Genomic DNA, 15,489 nt, shown 5'->3' with positions numbered 1-15,489 from the left:
ACGAAGATGATCGCGACGCCGCCGTTGCTGTCCGCCTTGGTCGATTATGTCGAGTCGATGCCCGACAACCCCTTGCGGACGCTGAAACGGGTCATCGTCGGCGGCGCGGAGCTGGCCACGAGTGTGGTGCGGAAGTTGCACGCCCGCAACGCCGAGGTCGAGGTCATCAATAGTTACGGGCCGACGGAGACCACGGTCCTGGTGACCGAATGCCCGGCGGGGAGCGAGGTCGGCAGCGTTATCCCGATCGGCCGCCCGCTGGGCAATGTGCGGGTATACGTACTGGATTCGTGGTTGTCGCCGGTGCCGGTGGGCGTCACCGGTGAGTTGTATGTGGCCGGTGCGCATTTGGCGCGTGGCTACCACGGTCGGGCTGGGATGACCGCGGCACGGTTTGTGGCCGACCCGTTCGATCAGGCCGGTGGGCGGCTGTATCGCACCGGTGATGTGGTGCGCTGGAACAACTCCGGGCAGCTGGAGTTCGCGGGCCGGGCCGACGAACAGGTCAAGATCCGTGGCTTCCGGGTGGAACCCGGCGAGGTCGAAACCGTGCTGGCCGACCATCCTTCGGTGTCGCGGGCGGTGGTCGTGGCACACGACGTCGGCGGCGGCAAGCAGTTGGTCGGATATGTCGTCCCGGATCAATCCGCTGCTGGCGCAGCCGGACTCGATGGCGGTGCCGTGCGCGACTTCGCCGCCGCGCGCCTGCCGGAGTTCATGGTGCCCGTAGTGGTGATGGTGATCGACGCGGTGCCGTTGACCCAGAACGGGAAACTCGATCGGGCCGCACTGCCGGATCCCGAGTTCACCGCGTCCACGCAATATCGGGCGCCGCGCAGCACTGAGGAGCAAGTCCTGGCGACGGTGTTCGCCGAGGTGCTCGGGCTCGAGCGGGTAGGCGTGGACGACAGCTTCTTCGAGCTGGGCGGCGACAGTATTCGCTCGATCCAGGTGGTGTCACGGGCGCGCGAAGCCGGCGTGGAGGTCAGCCCGCGCGAGGTGTTCGAGCATCAGACCGCGGCTGCGTTGGCCGCGATAGCCGGCGGTCGTGGGGTGACCGGTCCGGTGCTGAGCGAGTTGCCCGGTGGCGGCGTGGGCTGGCTGCCGTTGTTGCCCGCGGCTCGGTTCGTGCGCGAGCTGGGCGCGGGATTCGATCGGTTCACCCAGTCGATGCTGCTGGACCTGCCGACAGGTATCGATCGGGCGGGACTGCTGGCGACATTGTCGGCGGTGATCGATCGCCATGATGTGCTGCGGTCGCGGTTGGTCGACGACGAGCGCGGGGCGGGGCTCGAGGTAGGGCCGGTGGGCTCGGTGGATGTGGGCCAGTTGCTGCATCGCGTCGAGCTGACTGTCCCCGAACAGGATTCGGCGGAGCGGACCGAGGTGATCACCGAGCAGGTCGGTGCGGCCGTGCACCGGCTCGCGCCGTCGGCCGGGGTAATGGTGCAGTTCGTATGGTTCGATGCGGGACCCGCGCAGAGCGGCCAGTTGTCGATCGTGGCGCATCATCTGGTGATCGACGGTGTGTCGTGGCGGATCTTGTTGCCGGACTGGGCCTCCGCGTGGCAGGCGGTGTCGGCGGGAGAGACACCGGTGTTGCCCAGGACGGGGACCTCGGTGCGGCGCTGGGCGCATGGGTTGGTCGAGCAGGCGGCCGCGCCACAGCTGACGGAGCAGTTGTCGTGGTGGCGTTCGGTGTTGGATGGCCCGGACCCGATACTGGGTGCCCGGCCGGTGGATCCGGCAGTCGATGTGATGGCGACCGTGCGGCACGTCGATGTCGAGCTTCCGGTGGCGGTGACCGAGGCGTTGTTGACGACGTTGCCCTCGGCATTGCACGGCGGGGTCGAGGACGGGCTGTTGGCCGCGTTGGCGGCGACGATCACGCAGTGGCGAGATACCAACGGGCGGAGCGACACCGAGCGTTCGGTGCTGATGCGGTTGGAAGGCCATGGCCGCGAGGAGGACACGGTTCCGGGTGCCGACTTGTCCAGTACGGTCGGCTGGTTCACGAGTGTGTTCCCGGTGCGATTGTCTGCCGCCGAGTCGCCCTGGGCGGAGCTCTGCGCGGGCGGCCCGGCCGCGGGGTCCTTGCTGAAGGCGATCAAGGAACAGCTGCGATCGACACCGGACAAGGGCATCGGGTACGGCCTGCTGCGGTACCTCAATGCCGACACCGCCGCTGTGCTGCAACAGTATTCGACCGGTCAGATCGGGTTCAACTACCTCGGTCGGCTCAACGCCGCGGATCTGCTGCCGCAACGACTGCGCGGCACGGGCTGGACGCCGGCGGCGGACAGCGCGGCAGCCAGTGCGGCTCCCGATCCGGCGATGGCCGCGATGGCGGTGCTGGACGTCAATACGATGGTCGTCGATACCAGCGAAGGTCCGGTGCTGCGAGCGGTATTCGCGGCACCCGAGGCAGTGCTCGCCGAGACTGAGACCGCGCACCTCGCCGAACTGTGGCGCAGTGCGCTGACCGGGCTGGCGCGATATGCCGGGACGTCGGGTGCGGGCGGTTTGACGCCGTCGGACTTGTCGCTGGTCCGGCTCGGGCAGCACGAGATCGAGGTACTGGAGGAGCGGTACCCGAACTTGGCGGACGTGTGGTCGTTGACGCCGATGCAGTCGGGCTTGCTGTTCCATCAGGCGCTGGCCGGCTCGGGATTCGACGCCTACCACATGCGGGTGGTGTTCGGCCTGGCCGGACAGGTGGATCCGGAGCGGATGCGTGCGGCGGGACAGGGGCTGCTCGATCGGTATCCGAATCTGCGGGTGGCCTTCGCCCCGGGCCCGCACGGCAAGCCGGTACAGGTCGTCGTGGCCGACGTCGAATTGCCATGGCGTGTAGTGGATCTGCGTGATCGCAACGAAGCCGAGCGTGATTCGGCGTTGGACCGATTGCTTGTCGAAGACGACAACGCGCATTTCGACATGGCGGTCCCGCCGCTGCTGCGCTTGACGCTGGTGCTGATGAGCGAGCGTCGTGCGGAGTTGGTCATGACAGCCCATCACGTCCTGATGGACGGCTGGTCGCTGCCGCTGATGATCCGAGATCTGTTGCGGCTCTACGGCTCCGATACCGGCCTTCCGCAGCCCTCCGCTTACAAGGAGTTCTTGAAGTGGCTGGGGCAGCAGGATGGCGAAGCAGGCGTGCGGGCGTGGCGCCGGGAACTCGACGGCGTCCATGAACCCACCTTGCTCGCGAGCAGTGTGCGCGGGACGGATGAGGCAGCCGATGGTGTCGATCGGGTCGGGGTGCCGCTGACCGCCGACATCGGTACGGCATTGAACAGGCGTGCAGGCGAACTCGGCGTCACCGTGAACACCGTCGTCCAGGCGGCGTGGGGCATCTTGCTCGCCGCGGCGACCGGACGCCAGGACGTGATCGTCGGCGCCACCGTCTCGGGCCGTCCCGCCGAGATCGCCGGCGTCGATTCGATGGTCGGGTTGTTCATCAATACCGTGCCCGTGCGGGTACGGTTCGGCCCGCGCGACACCCTCGCCGATCTGCTGACGGAGTTGCAGGGACACCAGACTGCCCTGCTGGACTATCACCACGTCGGTCTGAGCGATATCCACCAGGCGGTCGGGTTGAACGTCCTGTTCGACACGCTCATCGCGTTCGAGTCCTATCCGGTCGACCACACCGGCCTCGAGGAAGCCACCGACACCAGCGGGATCACGATCAGCGACCTGCGTCCGAACTCGGTGACGCATTACCCGTTGACCGTCATCGCGGGTGCCGCACCAACTTTGACGCTGTACCTCGACTATCGCTGCGACTCGTTCGATCGCGCCGCGGTGGAGGCGATGGCGGAGCGGCTGGTGCGGATCTTGCAGCAGGTTGTCGCGGACCCGGAGACACCGGTGGCCGCCATCGATATCCTGGGCGCGGACGAACGCGAGCTGGTGCTGCACAGGTGGAACGACACCACGATCGACATCCCGGACACCACCGTTATCGGGCTGTTCGAGGCGCAGGCTGCGCGGGTTCCGGAAGCCGTTGCCTTGGCCGACGCGGGCAGCGAAGTGTCGTATCGCGAGCTCGACACCCGAGCGGATCGCCTGGCGCAGGTGTTGAGCTCGCGCGGTGTGGGGCCGGATTGCCTTGTCGCGGTGGCATTGCCGCGATCGGTGGAGTTGATCGTATCGTTGCTGGCGGTGTTGAAAGCCGGCGGCGCATACCTGCCCATCGATCCGGCCTATCCGTCTGATCGGTTGGCGTTCATCCTCTCCGATGCCGCACCGGTCGTCGTGGTGACCGATCGCGCTACCGCGAGCATTCTGCCGGAAGCGGTAGCCCCGCTGCTCTACCTCGACGCACTCGACGTAGTGGACGGGAGCGGCCGAGCCGAGGTCCGGCCGCAGAATCTGGCGTACGTGATCTACACATCCGGATCGACCGGTGTCCCCAAAGGTGTTGGCGTCACGCACCGCAACGTGGTGAACCACGTCTCGCAGGGCTGGTTGACCGGCCCGGACGAACGCGTGCTCGTCCATTCGTCGATGGCCTTCGACGCTTCGACCTACGAGATGTGGGCGGCCTTGTGCTCGGGTGCCGGGCTGGTATTGACGAGCGAACTGCGTTCGGATCCGGCCGAAATGCTGGACTTGATCGCCTCTCGTTCGGTGACAAGGATGTTCGCCACACCGGCACTGCTGGCGGTGTTGCTCGACCACGCGGACACGCTGCCGGACAACGCGTTCGAGCGCCTTACCCAGGTGATTGCCGGTGGCGCCGAACTGCCCGCCGCGCTGGTGCGCCGGGTGCAGCGGATCGCCGACCGGGTGGCGGTGGTCAACGGCTACGGCCCGACCGAGACCACAGTGTTCGCGACGGTACACGCCGCTGATGACGTGTCGGCAGGCTCGGCGCCGATCGGCAGACCCTTGGCCAATATGCGGACGTACGTCCTGGATTCGTGGTTGCAGCCGGTGCCGGTCGGATTTGCAGGTGAGCTGTATATAGCCGGCGCACAACTGGCGCGGGGGTACCAGGGCAGAGCCGGGTTGACCTCGGCCCGCTTCGTTGCCGACCCGTTCGATGCGGCGGGCGGCCGGTTGTATCGCACCGGTGACGTGGTCCGGTGGACCCCGGCGGGGGTGCTGGAGTTCGTCGGCCGGGTCGACGACCAGGTCAAGATCCGTGGCTTCCGCGTCGAGCCGGGCGAAGTCGAATCGGTGCTGGGGCAACATCCTTCGGTGTCACAGGCAGTGGTGGTCGCCCGCGACACCGAGACCGGCGGCAAGCAGCTGATCGGGTACGTGGTCGCCGACCGCACCGGTTTGGTCGAGGGGGACCGCCCCGTGCTCGACGGCGGCACAGCGCGCGAATTCGTGGCTGAACGACTGCCCGATTTCATGGTGCCGACGGTGGTCATGGTGCTCGACTCGCTGCCGTTGACCGCGAACGGCAAATTGGATCGGCAGGCGCTGCCCGACCCGGAGCTGAGTTCATCGCGGGCGTACCGGGCCCCGGTGTCGGCGGAAGAGCAGATCCTGACCACCGTCTTCGCTGAGGTCCTCGGCCTCGAGCGGGTCGGGTTGGACGACAGCTTCTTCGAACTCGGCGGCGACAGTATCCGTTCGATCCAGGTGGTCTCTCGGGCCCGCGAGTTGGGCGTGGAGATCAGCCCGCGCGAGGTCTTCGAGCAGCAGACGGCGGGCGCGTTGGCGGCGGTCGCCGCGGGACGCGAGATCGCCGGTCCGGTGCTGGCGGAGCTGCCCGGCGGCGGCGTCGGCTGGATGCCGTTGCTGCCGGTCGCTCGGTTCGTCCGGGAACTGGGCGCGGGATTCGACAGTTCCACGCAGTCGATGGTGCTGGATCTGCCGGTCGGTATCGACCGGGCCGAGCTGGTGGCGACCTTGGCGGCGGTGGTGGATCGCCATGACGTGATGCGGTCACGGCTGGTCGACGACGAGCGCGGGCCGGGGCTCGACGTGGCGCCGGTGGGTTCGGTGGCGGTGGACGGACTGGTGACCCGGGTGCCGGTGGCCGGGGTCGACGAGATGTCTGAAGCGGTGATGCACGAGATGGGTGCCGCGGTAGGTCGGTTGGCGCCGGCCGCCGGGGTAATGGTGCAGTTCGTCTGGCTCGACGCCGGCCCCGATCGCGCGGGTTGGCTGGCGGTCGTGGCGCACCACCTGGTGGTCGACGGTGTGTCCTGGCGAATCCTGTTGCCGGACTTCGCCGCCGCTTGGCACGAAGTGTGCGCCGGGGTGACGCCGGTGCTGCCGAAGACCGGAACCTCGATGCGGCGCTGGGCGCACGGCTTGGTCGAGCAGGCCGCCCGGCCGGAGCGGGTCGCCGAATTGTCTTGGTGGCGCGCGGTTCTCGACGGACCCGATCCGCTGCTCGGCAGCAGGCCACTGGATCCGGCGATCGATGTCATGGCCAGTGTCGGCCATGCGCAGGTCCGTATTCCGGTACCGGCGACCGAGGTGCTGCTGACGACGCTGCTCACGGCCTTCCACGGCGGGGTCGAGGACGGATTGCTGGCGGCCTTGGCGGTCGCCGTGCACCGCTGGCGTGAGCGCAAGGGTGTCCGTGCCGAATCGGTGTTGATCCGGTTGGAGGGGCACGGTCGTCAGGAGAACATCGTTCCCGGAGCGGATTTGTCGACGACCGTTGGCTGGTTCACGAGTATGTTCCCGGTGCGGTTGACCGCGCCCGCGACGGAGTGGGACGAGCTGCGCACGGGCGGCCCAGCCGCAGGCGCGTTGGTCAAAGCGGTGAAGGAACAGTTGCGCGCGGTGCCGGACAAGGGCATGGGCTACGGCATGCTGCGGTACTTGAATCCCGAGACCGCCGAAGTGCTGCAACAGTATTCGGCCGGACAGATCGGCTTCAACTATCTCGGCCGTTTCACCTCGACGGATCTGCTGCCGCACCGGCTGCGTGGCGCGGGCTGGACGCCCTCGGTCGATGCCGGGCAGTTGATCACGCCGGTGGACCCGGCGTTGGAGTCGATGCCCGCGATGGCGGTGCTGGATGTCAACACGATCGTGCTCGACACCAGCGAGGGGCCGGTGCTGCAAGCGATATTCGCCGCGCCCTCGGAAGTGCTGTCCGAGAACGAGATACATGAGCTGGCCGACCTGTGGCGGGATGCCGCCGAGGGGCTCGCGGCGCATGTGTCGGCCGGTGGGGGCGGCTTGTCTCCGTCGGATGTGCTGGCAAAGGGCTTGGCGCAGGCCGATATCGACGTGTTGGAGCGGCGGTATCCGGGCCTGGTGGATGTGTGGCCGTTGACGTCGATGCAGTCGGGCCTGCTGTTCCATCAGGTGTTGGCGGGGTCGGGCTTCGACGCGTACCACATGCAGATCGTGTTCGGGCTGGTCGGCCGGGTGGACGCGCAGCGGATGCGGATGGCAGGTCAGCGACTGTTGGACCGGTATGCGAACTTGCGGGTCGCGTTCGTGGCCGATCGTCGTGGTGACGCGGTTCAGGTCGTCGTGGACAAGGTGGAGTTGCCGTGGCGTCTGGTGGACTCGGCCGACGATGCGGCGTTGGAGCGGCTGCTGGCCGAGGACCGGGACGCGCATTTCGATATGACCGTTCCACCGTTGCTGCGGTTGACACTGGTGCGCAGGGATGCGGATCGGTGGGAGTTGGTGCTGACGGCGCATCACGTGCTGGTGGACGGTTGGTCGTTGCCACTGCTGGTGATGGATCTGTTCCGCCTGTATGACGGGACTGCTGAGCTCCCGCCCGCTTTCGAGTACAGAGAATTCTTGAAGTGGCTGGGGGAGCAGGACTTCGACGAGGGCGTGCGGGCCTGGCACCGCGAACTCGACGGCGTGCACGAACCCACTCTGCTCGCCGACAGCGTGGGCGGCACCGAGCACATCGATGGCGCCGAGTTGCCGGAGGTGGCGCGGATCGAGGTGCCGCTGTCGCCGGAAACCGCCTCGGCCCTGACCCGGCGGTCGACGGAGCTCGGAACCACCCTCAGCACGGTCGTACAAGGCGGCTGGGGACTCGTGCTCGCCGCGGCGACGGGCACCCCCGACGTGATAGCCGGTGCCACCGTGTCGGGTCGCCCCCCGGTGATCGCAGGCGTGAATTCGATGGTCGGGTTGTTCATCAATACCGTGCCGGTCCGGGTGCGGTTCGACCCGCGCGGCACCCTGGCCGACCTGCTGACGGGCTTGCAGGCCCGGCAGACTGCGCTGCTGGACTATCACCATGTCGGGTTGAGCGAGATCCACCAGGCCGTCGGGTTGAATGTCCTGTTCGACACGCTCATCGCGTTCGAGTCCTATCCGGTCGACCACACCGGCATCGGCGAGGTCACCGATACCAGCGGCATCGCCATCAGCGACTCCCGCCCGAACGCGCCGACGCACTACCCGCTGACGGTCATCGCGAATACCGCGCCGACGCTGACGCTGCACTTGGAATACCGCCCCGACTCGTTCGACCGGGCCGCAGTGGAAGCGATGGCGGCGCGATTGGTGCGGATCCTTCAGCAAGTGGTGTCGGATCCTGATGTACCGGTGCACTCCATCGATATGCTGGGCGCCGAGGAACGCGAACTGGTGTTGCGTCGATGGAACGACACCGCCGCCTCATTCGCGCCTGGCCGAACCCTGTTGGGGTTGTTCGAGACTCAGGTATCCCGGACCCCGGACGCAGTCGCCCTCATCGGCACGGACAGCGAAGTGTCGTATCGAGAGCTCGACAGTCGAGCGGATCGCCTTGCCCAGGTGTTGGTTTCGCGCGGTGTCGGGCCGGATTGCATTGTGGCCGTGGCGGTGCCGCGTTCGGTGGAGCTGATCGTGTCGATGCTGGCGGTGCTGAAGGCCGGCGGTGCGTATCTCCCCATCGATCCGGCCTACCCGTCGGATCGGCTGGCGTTCATTCTCTCCGATGCCGCACCGGTCGTCGTTGTGACGGATCGCGCTACCGCGAGCATTCTGCCGGACACGACAACACCGCTCCTCTACCTCGACAACCTCGAAACACTCGACGTAGTGGGCCGGAACGGCCGACCCGGAATCGGACCGCAGAATTTGGCGTACGTGATCTACACGTCCGGATCGACCGGTGTCCCCAAGGGTGTCGCGATCACGCACGACAACGTGGCGAACCTGGTGTGCCAGAACTGGTCTACCGGCCCCAGCGATCGCGTGCTGATGCATACGTCGGTCTCGTTCGACGTCTCCACCTACGAGATCTGGTCGACGCTGTGCGGTGGTCACGCACTCGTGCTGACCGCCGAGCTGCGGTCGGATCCCGCCGAGATGGTGGAGCTGATCGAAACCCGCGCGGTGACGCGGATGTTCTCGACGCCCGGCCTGTTGCCGGTGCTGCTCGATCGCGTCGAAGCCTTGCCCGGCAACCCTTTCCGTACCTTGGCGCAGGCCGTCGTCGGTGGGGCCGAGGTGTCCGCGGCGCTGGCTCGCCGGTTGCGGGTGGTCGCTCCCGGCGTCGAGGTCGTCAACGGTTACGGACCGACGGAGGCCACGGTTTTCGCGACGGTGTGCGTTGCCGATACCGCCGCGGCTGGGAACGGTTCGGTGCCGATCGGGCAGCCGTTGACCAATGTGCGCACCTTCGTGCTGGATTCGTGGCTGGCGCCGGTTCCGGTCGGTGTCGCCGGTGAGCTGTATGTAGCCGGAACCCAAACGGCGCGCGGGTATTACGGTCGTCCGGGGATGACGGCCGCCCGATTCGTGGCCGATCCCTTCGACCCGGCGGGCGGCGGCCGGCTGTACCGCACCGGCGACGTGGTGCGCTGGAACCGTTCCGGGCAGTTGGAGTTCCTCGGCCGGGTCGACGATCAGGTCAAGATCCGCGGCTTCCGCATCGAACCAGGCGAGGTCGAAAGCGTACTGGCCCAGCATCCTTCGGTGTCACGCGCGGTGGTGGTGGCGCACGACACCGAGGCCGGTGGTAAACAGCTGGTCGGCTATCTGGTGCCCGACCGGACGAGCTCGGCCGCGGTCGATGCACGGCAGGTGCGCCGATTCGCCGCCGATCTGCTGCCCGAATACATGGTGCCCGCGGCGGTGCTGGTGATCGACTCGGTGCCGCTGACCGTGAGCGGCAAGCTGGATCGCAAGGCACTGCCGACGCCGGAGTTCACCTCGTCGGCGCAGTACCGCGCGCCCCGCAGCGACGACGAACGGGTGCTGGGCGAGTTGTTCGGCGAGGTGCTCGGTCGCGACCGGGTGGGTATCGACGACAACTTCTTCGAGTTGGGCGGCCATTCACTGCTGGCCACCCGCCTGGCCAGCCGAATCCGGGTGGCGCTCGGGATCGAGGTGCCGATCCGGGCGGTCTTCGAGGCGCCGACGGTGGCGCAGTTGGCGACTCGGCTCGATGCCGACGCACAACTGCGCCCCACGCTGCTGGCCCGTTCGCGGCCGGACGTGGTTCCGACGTCGTACGCCCAGCGGCGATTGTGGTTCATCCACCGCTTGGAAGGGCCGTCGGCGACCTACAACATCCCGGTCGCGGTGCGGATGCGTGGGCTGGAGGTACCGGTGCTGAGCGCGGCGATCGCTGATGTGATCGCTCGGCACGAGAGTCTGCGCACCGTCTTCGTCGAAGCCGACGGCATGCCTGCCCAGCAGGTGCTCGATGCGAATTCGGTCGAGGTGCCGGTGGTCGTCACCGATACGGACCCGGCCGAGTTGGATGCGGCGGTGGCCGCTGCCGTGCGCTACGGATTCGACCTGTCCAGTGAGATCCCGATCCGGGTCACCGTGGTGCGTCCCGGCGCAGACGACTGCGTGGTGGTGCTGCTGATCCATCACATCGCCGGTGACGGCTGGTCGATGGCGCCGCTGCTGCGGGATCTGTCGGTGGCCTACGCGGCGCGGCTGGCGGATCAGGCGCCGGAGTGGTCGCCGCTGCCGGTGCAGTACGTCGATTACACGCTGTGGCAGCGGGAACTGCTCGGCGCGCCGGAAGATCCCGACAGCCTGCTGTCACGGCAGTTCGACTACTGGCGGGCGGAACTCGAAGGCCTGCCGGAGCAGTTGCGACTGCCGACCGATCGGCCGCGCCCACGGGTCGCGAGCTACCGCGGCGACATGATGCTGTTCGACATCGACGTCGAAACCCGGCTCGGCGTGGAGCGACTGGCGGCGCGCGAGGGCGCCACGGTGTCGATGGTGTTGCAGTCGGCGCTGGCCGTGCTGCTGTGCAAACTCGGTGCCGGCGAGGATATTCCGCTGGGCTCGCCGATCGCGGGCCGCACCGACGAGGCGCTGTCGGATCTGGTCGGCTTCTTCGTCAATACCTGGGTGCTGCGGACGCGGCTGGCGCCGGGGGCGGCGTTCACCGAGGTCCTCGGTCAGGTCAGGGCGAAAGCGCTGGCCGCGTACGAGAATCAGGACGCACCGTTCGAGCTGCTGGTCGAGTTGCTCAACCCGACCCGCTCGGCGGCCCATCACGCGCTGTTCCAGGTGACGCTGGCGTTCCAGAACAACAGCCTGGCCAACTTGGAGTTGCCGGGCGTCGGGTTCGAGCCCTACAACGCGTCGCTGGCCGCCTCGCGGTTCGACCTGTTCTTCAATATCGCCGATACTCCGGCGGGGCTGCCGTGGAACGGGCTCATCGAGTACGCGACGGAGTTGTTCGATCGGTCCACGGTCGAGGCGATCGCCGCGCGGTTCGTGCACGTATTGCGTTCGGCCGTGGCTGATCCGGGTATGTCGGTGCGGGCGATCGAGGTACTCGATGCCGACGAGCGCGAAGTGGTTTTGCGGCGATGGAACGACACTGCGGTGGACATCGATCCCGACGACCTCACGGTGGTCGGTCTGTTCGAGGCACAGGTCGCTCGCAGCCCGGAAGCGGTGGCGGTGGTCTGCGCGGACACTGAGGTGTCGTATCGAGAACTCGATCGGCGCGCCGAATCCCTTGCCCAGGTGCTGGTTTCGCAAGGGGTGGCGGCCGACAGCATTGTCGCGGTCGCGGTACCGCGTTCCCTAGAGCTGATCGTTGCCTTGCTGGCGGTGTGGAAGGCCGGCGGTGGGTACTTGCCGATCGATCCGGCCTACCCGTCGGATCGGTTGGCGTTCATCCTCGCCGATGCCGAGCCGGTCGTAGTCGTCACCGAGCGGGGCACCGCCGAAGCCTTGCCCGATGGCGCTACGCCGCGCCTGTATCTGGACGAAACCCTGGATGGAGCGGCGCGGGCCGGCCTCGATCGCGTGGTGGTGCGGCCGCAGAACCTGGCGTACGTGATCTACACCTCCGGTTCGACCGGCATCCCCAAAGGTGTTGGCATCACCCACCGCAACGTGGTCAATCACGTTTCGCAGGGCTGGTTGACCGGCCCGGCCGAGCGGGTGCTCGTCCACTCCTCGATGGCTTTCGACGCCTCGACCTACGAGATGTGGGCGGCGTTGTGCGCCGGTGGGGGACTGGTGCTGGCGAGTGAATTGCGTTCGGACCCGGGCGAAATGCTCGAGCTGGTCGCCACCCGGTCGGTGACGAGAATGTTCGCGACACCGGCGCTGCTGTCGGTGCTGGTGGAACGGGCCGAAGCAATGCCCGGCAACGCTTTCGAGGGCCTGACCCAGGTGATCGCGGGCGGCGCCGAACTCTCCTCGGCCTTGGCGCGCAGAGTGCACAACGTGGCTGCCGACGTCGAGGTGGTCAATGGTTACGGACCGACCGAAACCACGGTGTTCGCAACAACATTCACTGCCGACGCCGACGCGGACGGGTCGGTGCCGATCGGGCGTCCGCTGGTCAATATGCGGGCGTACGTCCTGGATTCGGGCTTGCTGCCGGTGCCGGTGGGCGTCGCCGGTGAGTTGTATGTGGCGGGTGCGCAGTTGGCGCGGGGCTATCGGGGCCGAGCGGGATTGACCTCGACACGCTTCGTTGCCGACCCGTTCGATCCGACAGGAGGTCGGTTGTATCGCACCGGTGACGTGGTGCGGTGGACTTCCTCGGGCGCGCTGGAGTTCGTCGGCCGCGTCGACGACCAGGTTAAAATCCGTGGTTTCCGCGTCGAGCCCGGCGAAGTCGAAACCATACTGGCGCAGCATCCTTCGGCGTCCCAAGCGGTGGTCGTCGCCCGCGAGACCGACACCGGCGGCAAACAGCTGATCGGCTATGTAGTGCCGGATCGGTCCGGACCGGCGGTCGGCGAGGACGAGTTGGTCGGCCAGTGGCGCCGGGTCTACGACGACCTGTATTCCGCGCCCGACGAGGCCGACAGTGGCACGGACGAAGACACCGACCGTGTCCCGTTCGGCTCGGATTTCGGTGGCTGGAACAGCAGCTACACCGGGTCCGCTATTCCGCTGGGACAGATGCGGGAATGGCGGTCGGCCACCGTCGAGCGGATTCTCGGCCTGCGGCCCAAGCGCGTGCTGGAGATCGGCGTCGGGTCGGGCTTGCTGCTGTCCCAGGTGGCCCCGGAGTGCGCCGAATACTGGGCCACGGACTTCTCCGCCCCGACCATCACCACGCTGCGGCAGCGGCTGAACGAGCTGCACGAGGACTGGGTCGACCGTGTTGTGCTGAGCGTGCGCGGCGCCGACGACACCACCGGACTGCCGGAGAACCACTTCGACACCGTGGTGTTGAACTCGGTGGTCCAATACTTCCCCGGCGAAGGCTATCTGCGTCGGGTGCTCGAACAGGTCTCGACGCTGCTGGCGCCCGGTGGCGCGGTGTTCCTCGGTGACATCCGCAACCTGAGCTTGCTGGAGGAGTTCACGACCGCCGTACAACTCGCGCGCAACGGCGAGGCGGATCCGGCGACAGTGCGTGATCGGGTGCGTCGAGATATGGCGGCCGAGCAGGAGTTGCTGTTGGCGCCGGAGTACTTCTCGGGTGTGTGCCGCGAAGTGAGCGGTTTCGATGCCGTCGACATTCAGCTCAAGCGCGGCTGCTCGATCAACGAGCTGACCCGGTATCGATACGACATTGTGCTGCACAAGGATCCGGCGGACCACCTGTCCGTCGCCGACATCCCCGCAGTCGAGTTCACCGACCTCGACCAGTTGCGCTCCGAGCTCCGAGCTCGGCATGGTGCGGGCATCCGGATCACCGGGATTCCGCACGCCGGGTTGTTCGCCGAAATCGAGGCCACCGAACAGATCCGGGCGGGCCTGCCCGGCACGGCCACGCCCGGTGTCGGTTTCGAAGGGGTGCTCGGCTCGGCGGACGAACGGGTGGGCGCGTTGCCAGAGGACCTGCATCTCCTGGGGCAGGACTGCGGATACACCACGGCTGTCACCTGGTCTGCGACAGCGGGCCGGATGGACGCGGTCTTCCTCGAAGCCACCGCCGAGCACCGCCCGCTGACCGATGTGTACCGCACTTCGGGCCCCGCGGCGGACCTGGCGAAGTATGCCAACAGCCCGCAGGCGAGCGTGCTGTCCGCCGATGTGCGCCGGTGGGCGGGCGAACGGTTGCCGGAGTTCATGGTGCCCGCCACGGTCATGGTGCTGGACAGCCTGCCGTTGACGGCGAACGGAAAGCTCGACCGCGGCGCACTGCCGGACCCGGAGCTGTTGTCCGCCAGCGAGTATCGCGCCCCGCGCAACGAGCGGGAGCGGATGCTGACGGCGTTGTTCGCCGAGATCCTCGGACTCGACCGAGTGGGTATCGATGACGACTTCTTCGCACTGGGCGGTCATTCACTGCTGGCCACCCGTCTCACCAGCCGACTGCGGGCCGTGCTGGGGGTCGACGTCCCGGTCCGGGTCATCTTCGACGCCCCAACCGTCGATAAATTGGCGGCCCGGCTCGACGAAGGTGGTGCTGTCGGAACGGATTTCGATCCGGTGCTGACACTGAAGAGTTCCGGTTCGCGCGAACCGCTGTGGTGCCTGCACCCCGGCGGTGGGCTCGGCTGGTTCTACCAGCAGCTCGGACGGCACCTGCCGGACCGGCCGGTGTACGCCATTCAATCCCGTGGCCTGGACGGTGGCCCGACCGCCGGTTCCATGGCGGAGATGGTCGCGGACTACATCGATCGCATACAGACACTCCAGAGCGAGGGTCCCTACTATCTGCTCGGCTGGTCCTACGGCGGTGTGGTCGCGCAGGCCATGGCGGCCGAATTGTCCCGGCGGGGACTGGAAGTCGGCTTCGTCGCCGTGATGGACAGCCAGCCGCCGCAGGGGTCGGCCGCCGATTCCGACGTGACCGAGGAGGAGGCGATGGCCGGCGTCAAGGCCTGGGCCGACGACAGATTCGGCGACCAGCTCGACGCTCCGGTAATCCAGGAATTGGTGCAGCGGCTGACGACAGTGCTCGTCAACAACTGCAAACTCTGGGAGGGCTACTCTTCGCCGTTCTACGACGGTGACCTGACGATCTTCGGCGCCACGCTCGATATGGACGGCAACCGCACCATCGACGCCAAGACCGAGCTCGAAGAAGCCTGGCGCTCCTACATCGGCGGCCACATCGAGGTCATCGAGATGGACTGTGCGCACGGCGACTTCGACCGCCCCGAAATGATGAGCGTGGTGGGCCGAATACTGAACACCCTCTTGTAG

At 67.3% G+C, this 15,489-nt stretch carries 1 protein-coding gene (only partly in view); it reads left to right on the top strand.

What is annotated here, in order from left to right:
- A protein-coding gene (locus DBO33_RS22915; protein ID WP_107656873.1) for a non-ribosomal peptide synthetase crosses the window boundary here: on the top strand, positions 1 to 15,489 show its 3' portion. Its footprint begins 5,310 nt before the window's first position; 15,489 of the gene's 20,799 nt are visible here — the last part of the coding sequence; its start codon lies off the left edge, out of view; it ends in the stop codon at positions 15,487 to 15,489.

Source organism: Nocardia suismassiliense, from assembly GCF_900269665.1.
GTDB classification, from domain to species: domain Bacteria; phylum Actinomycetota; class Actinomycetes; order Mycobacteriales; family Mycobacteriaceae; genus Nocardia; species Nocardia suismassiliense.
This window is presented reverse-complemented; position numbering and strand designations above follow the sequence as displayed.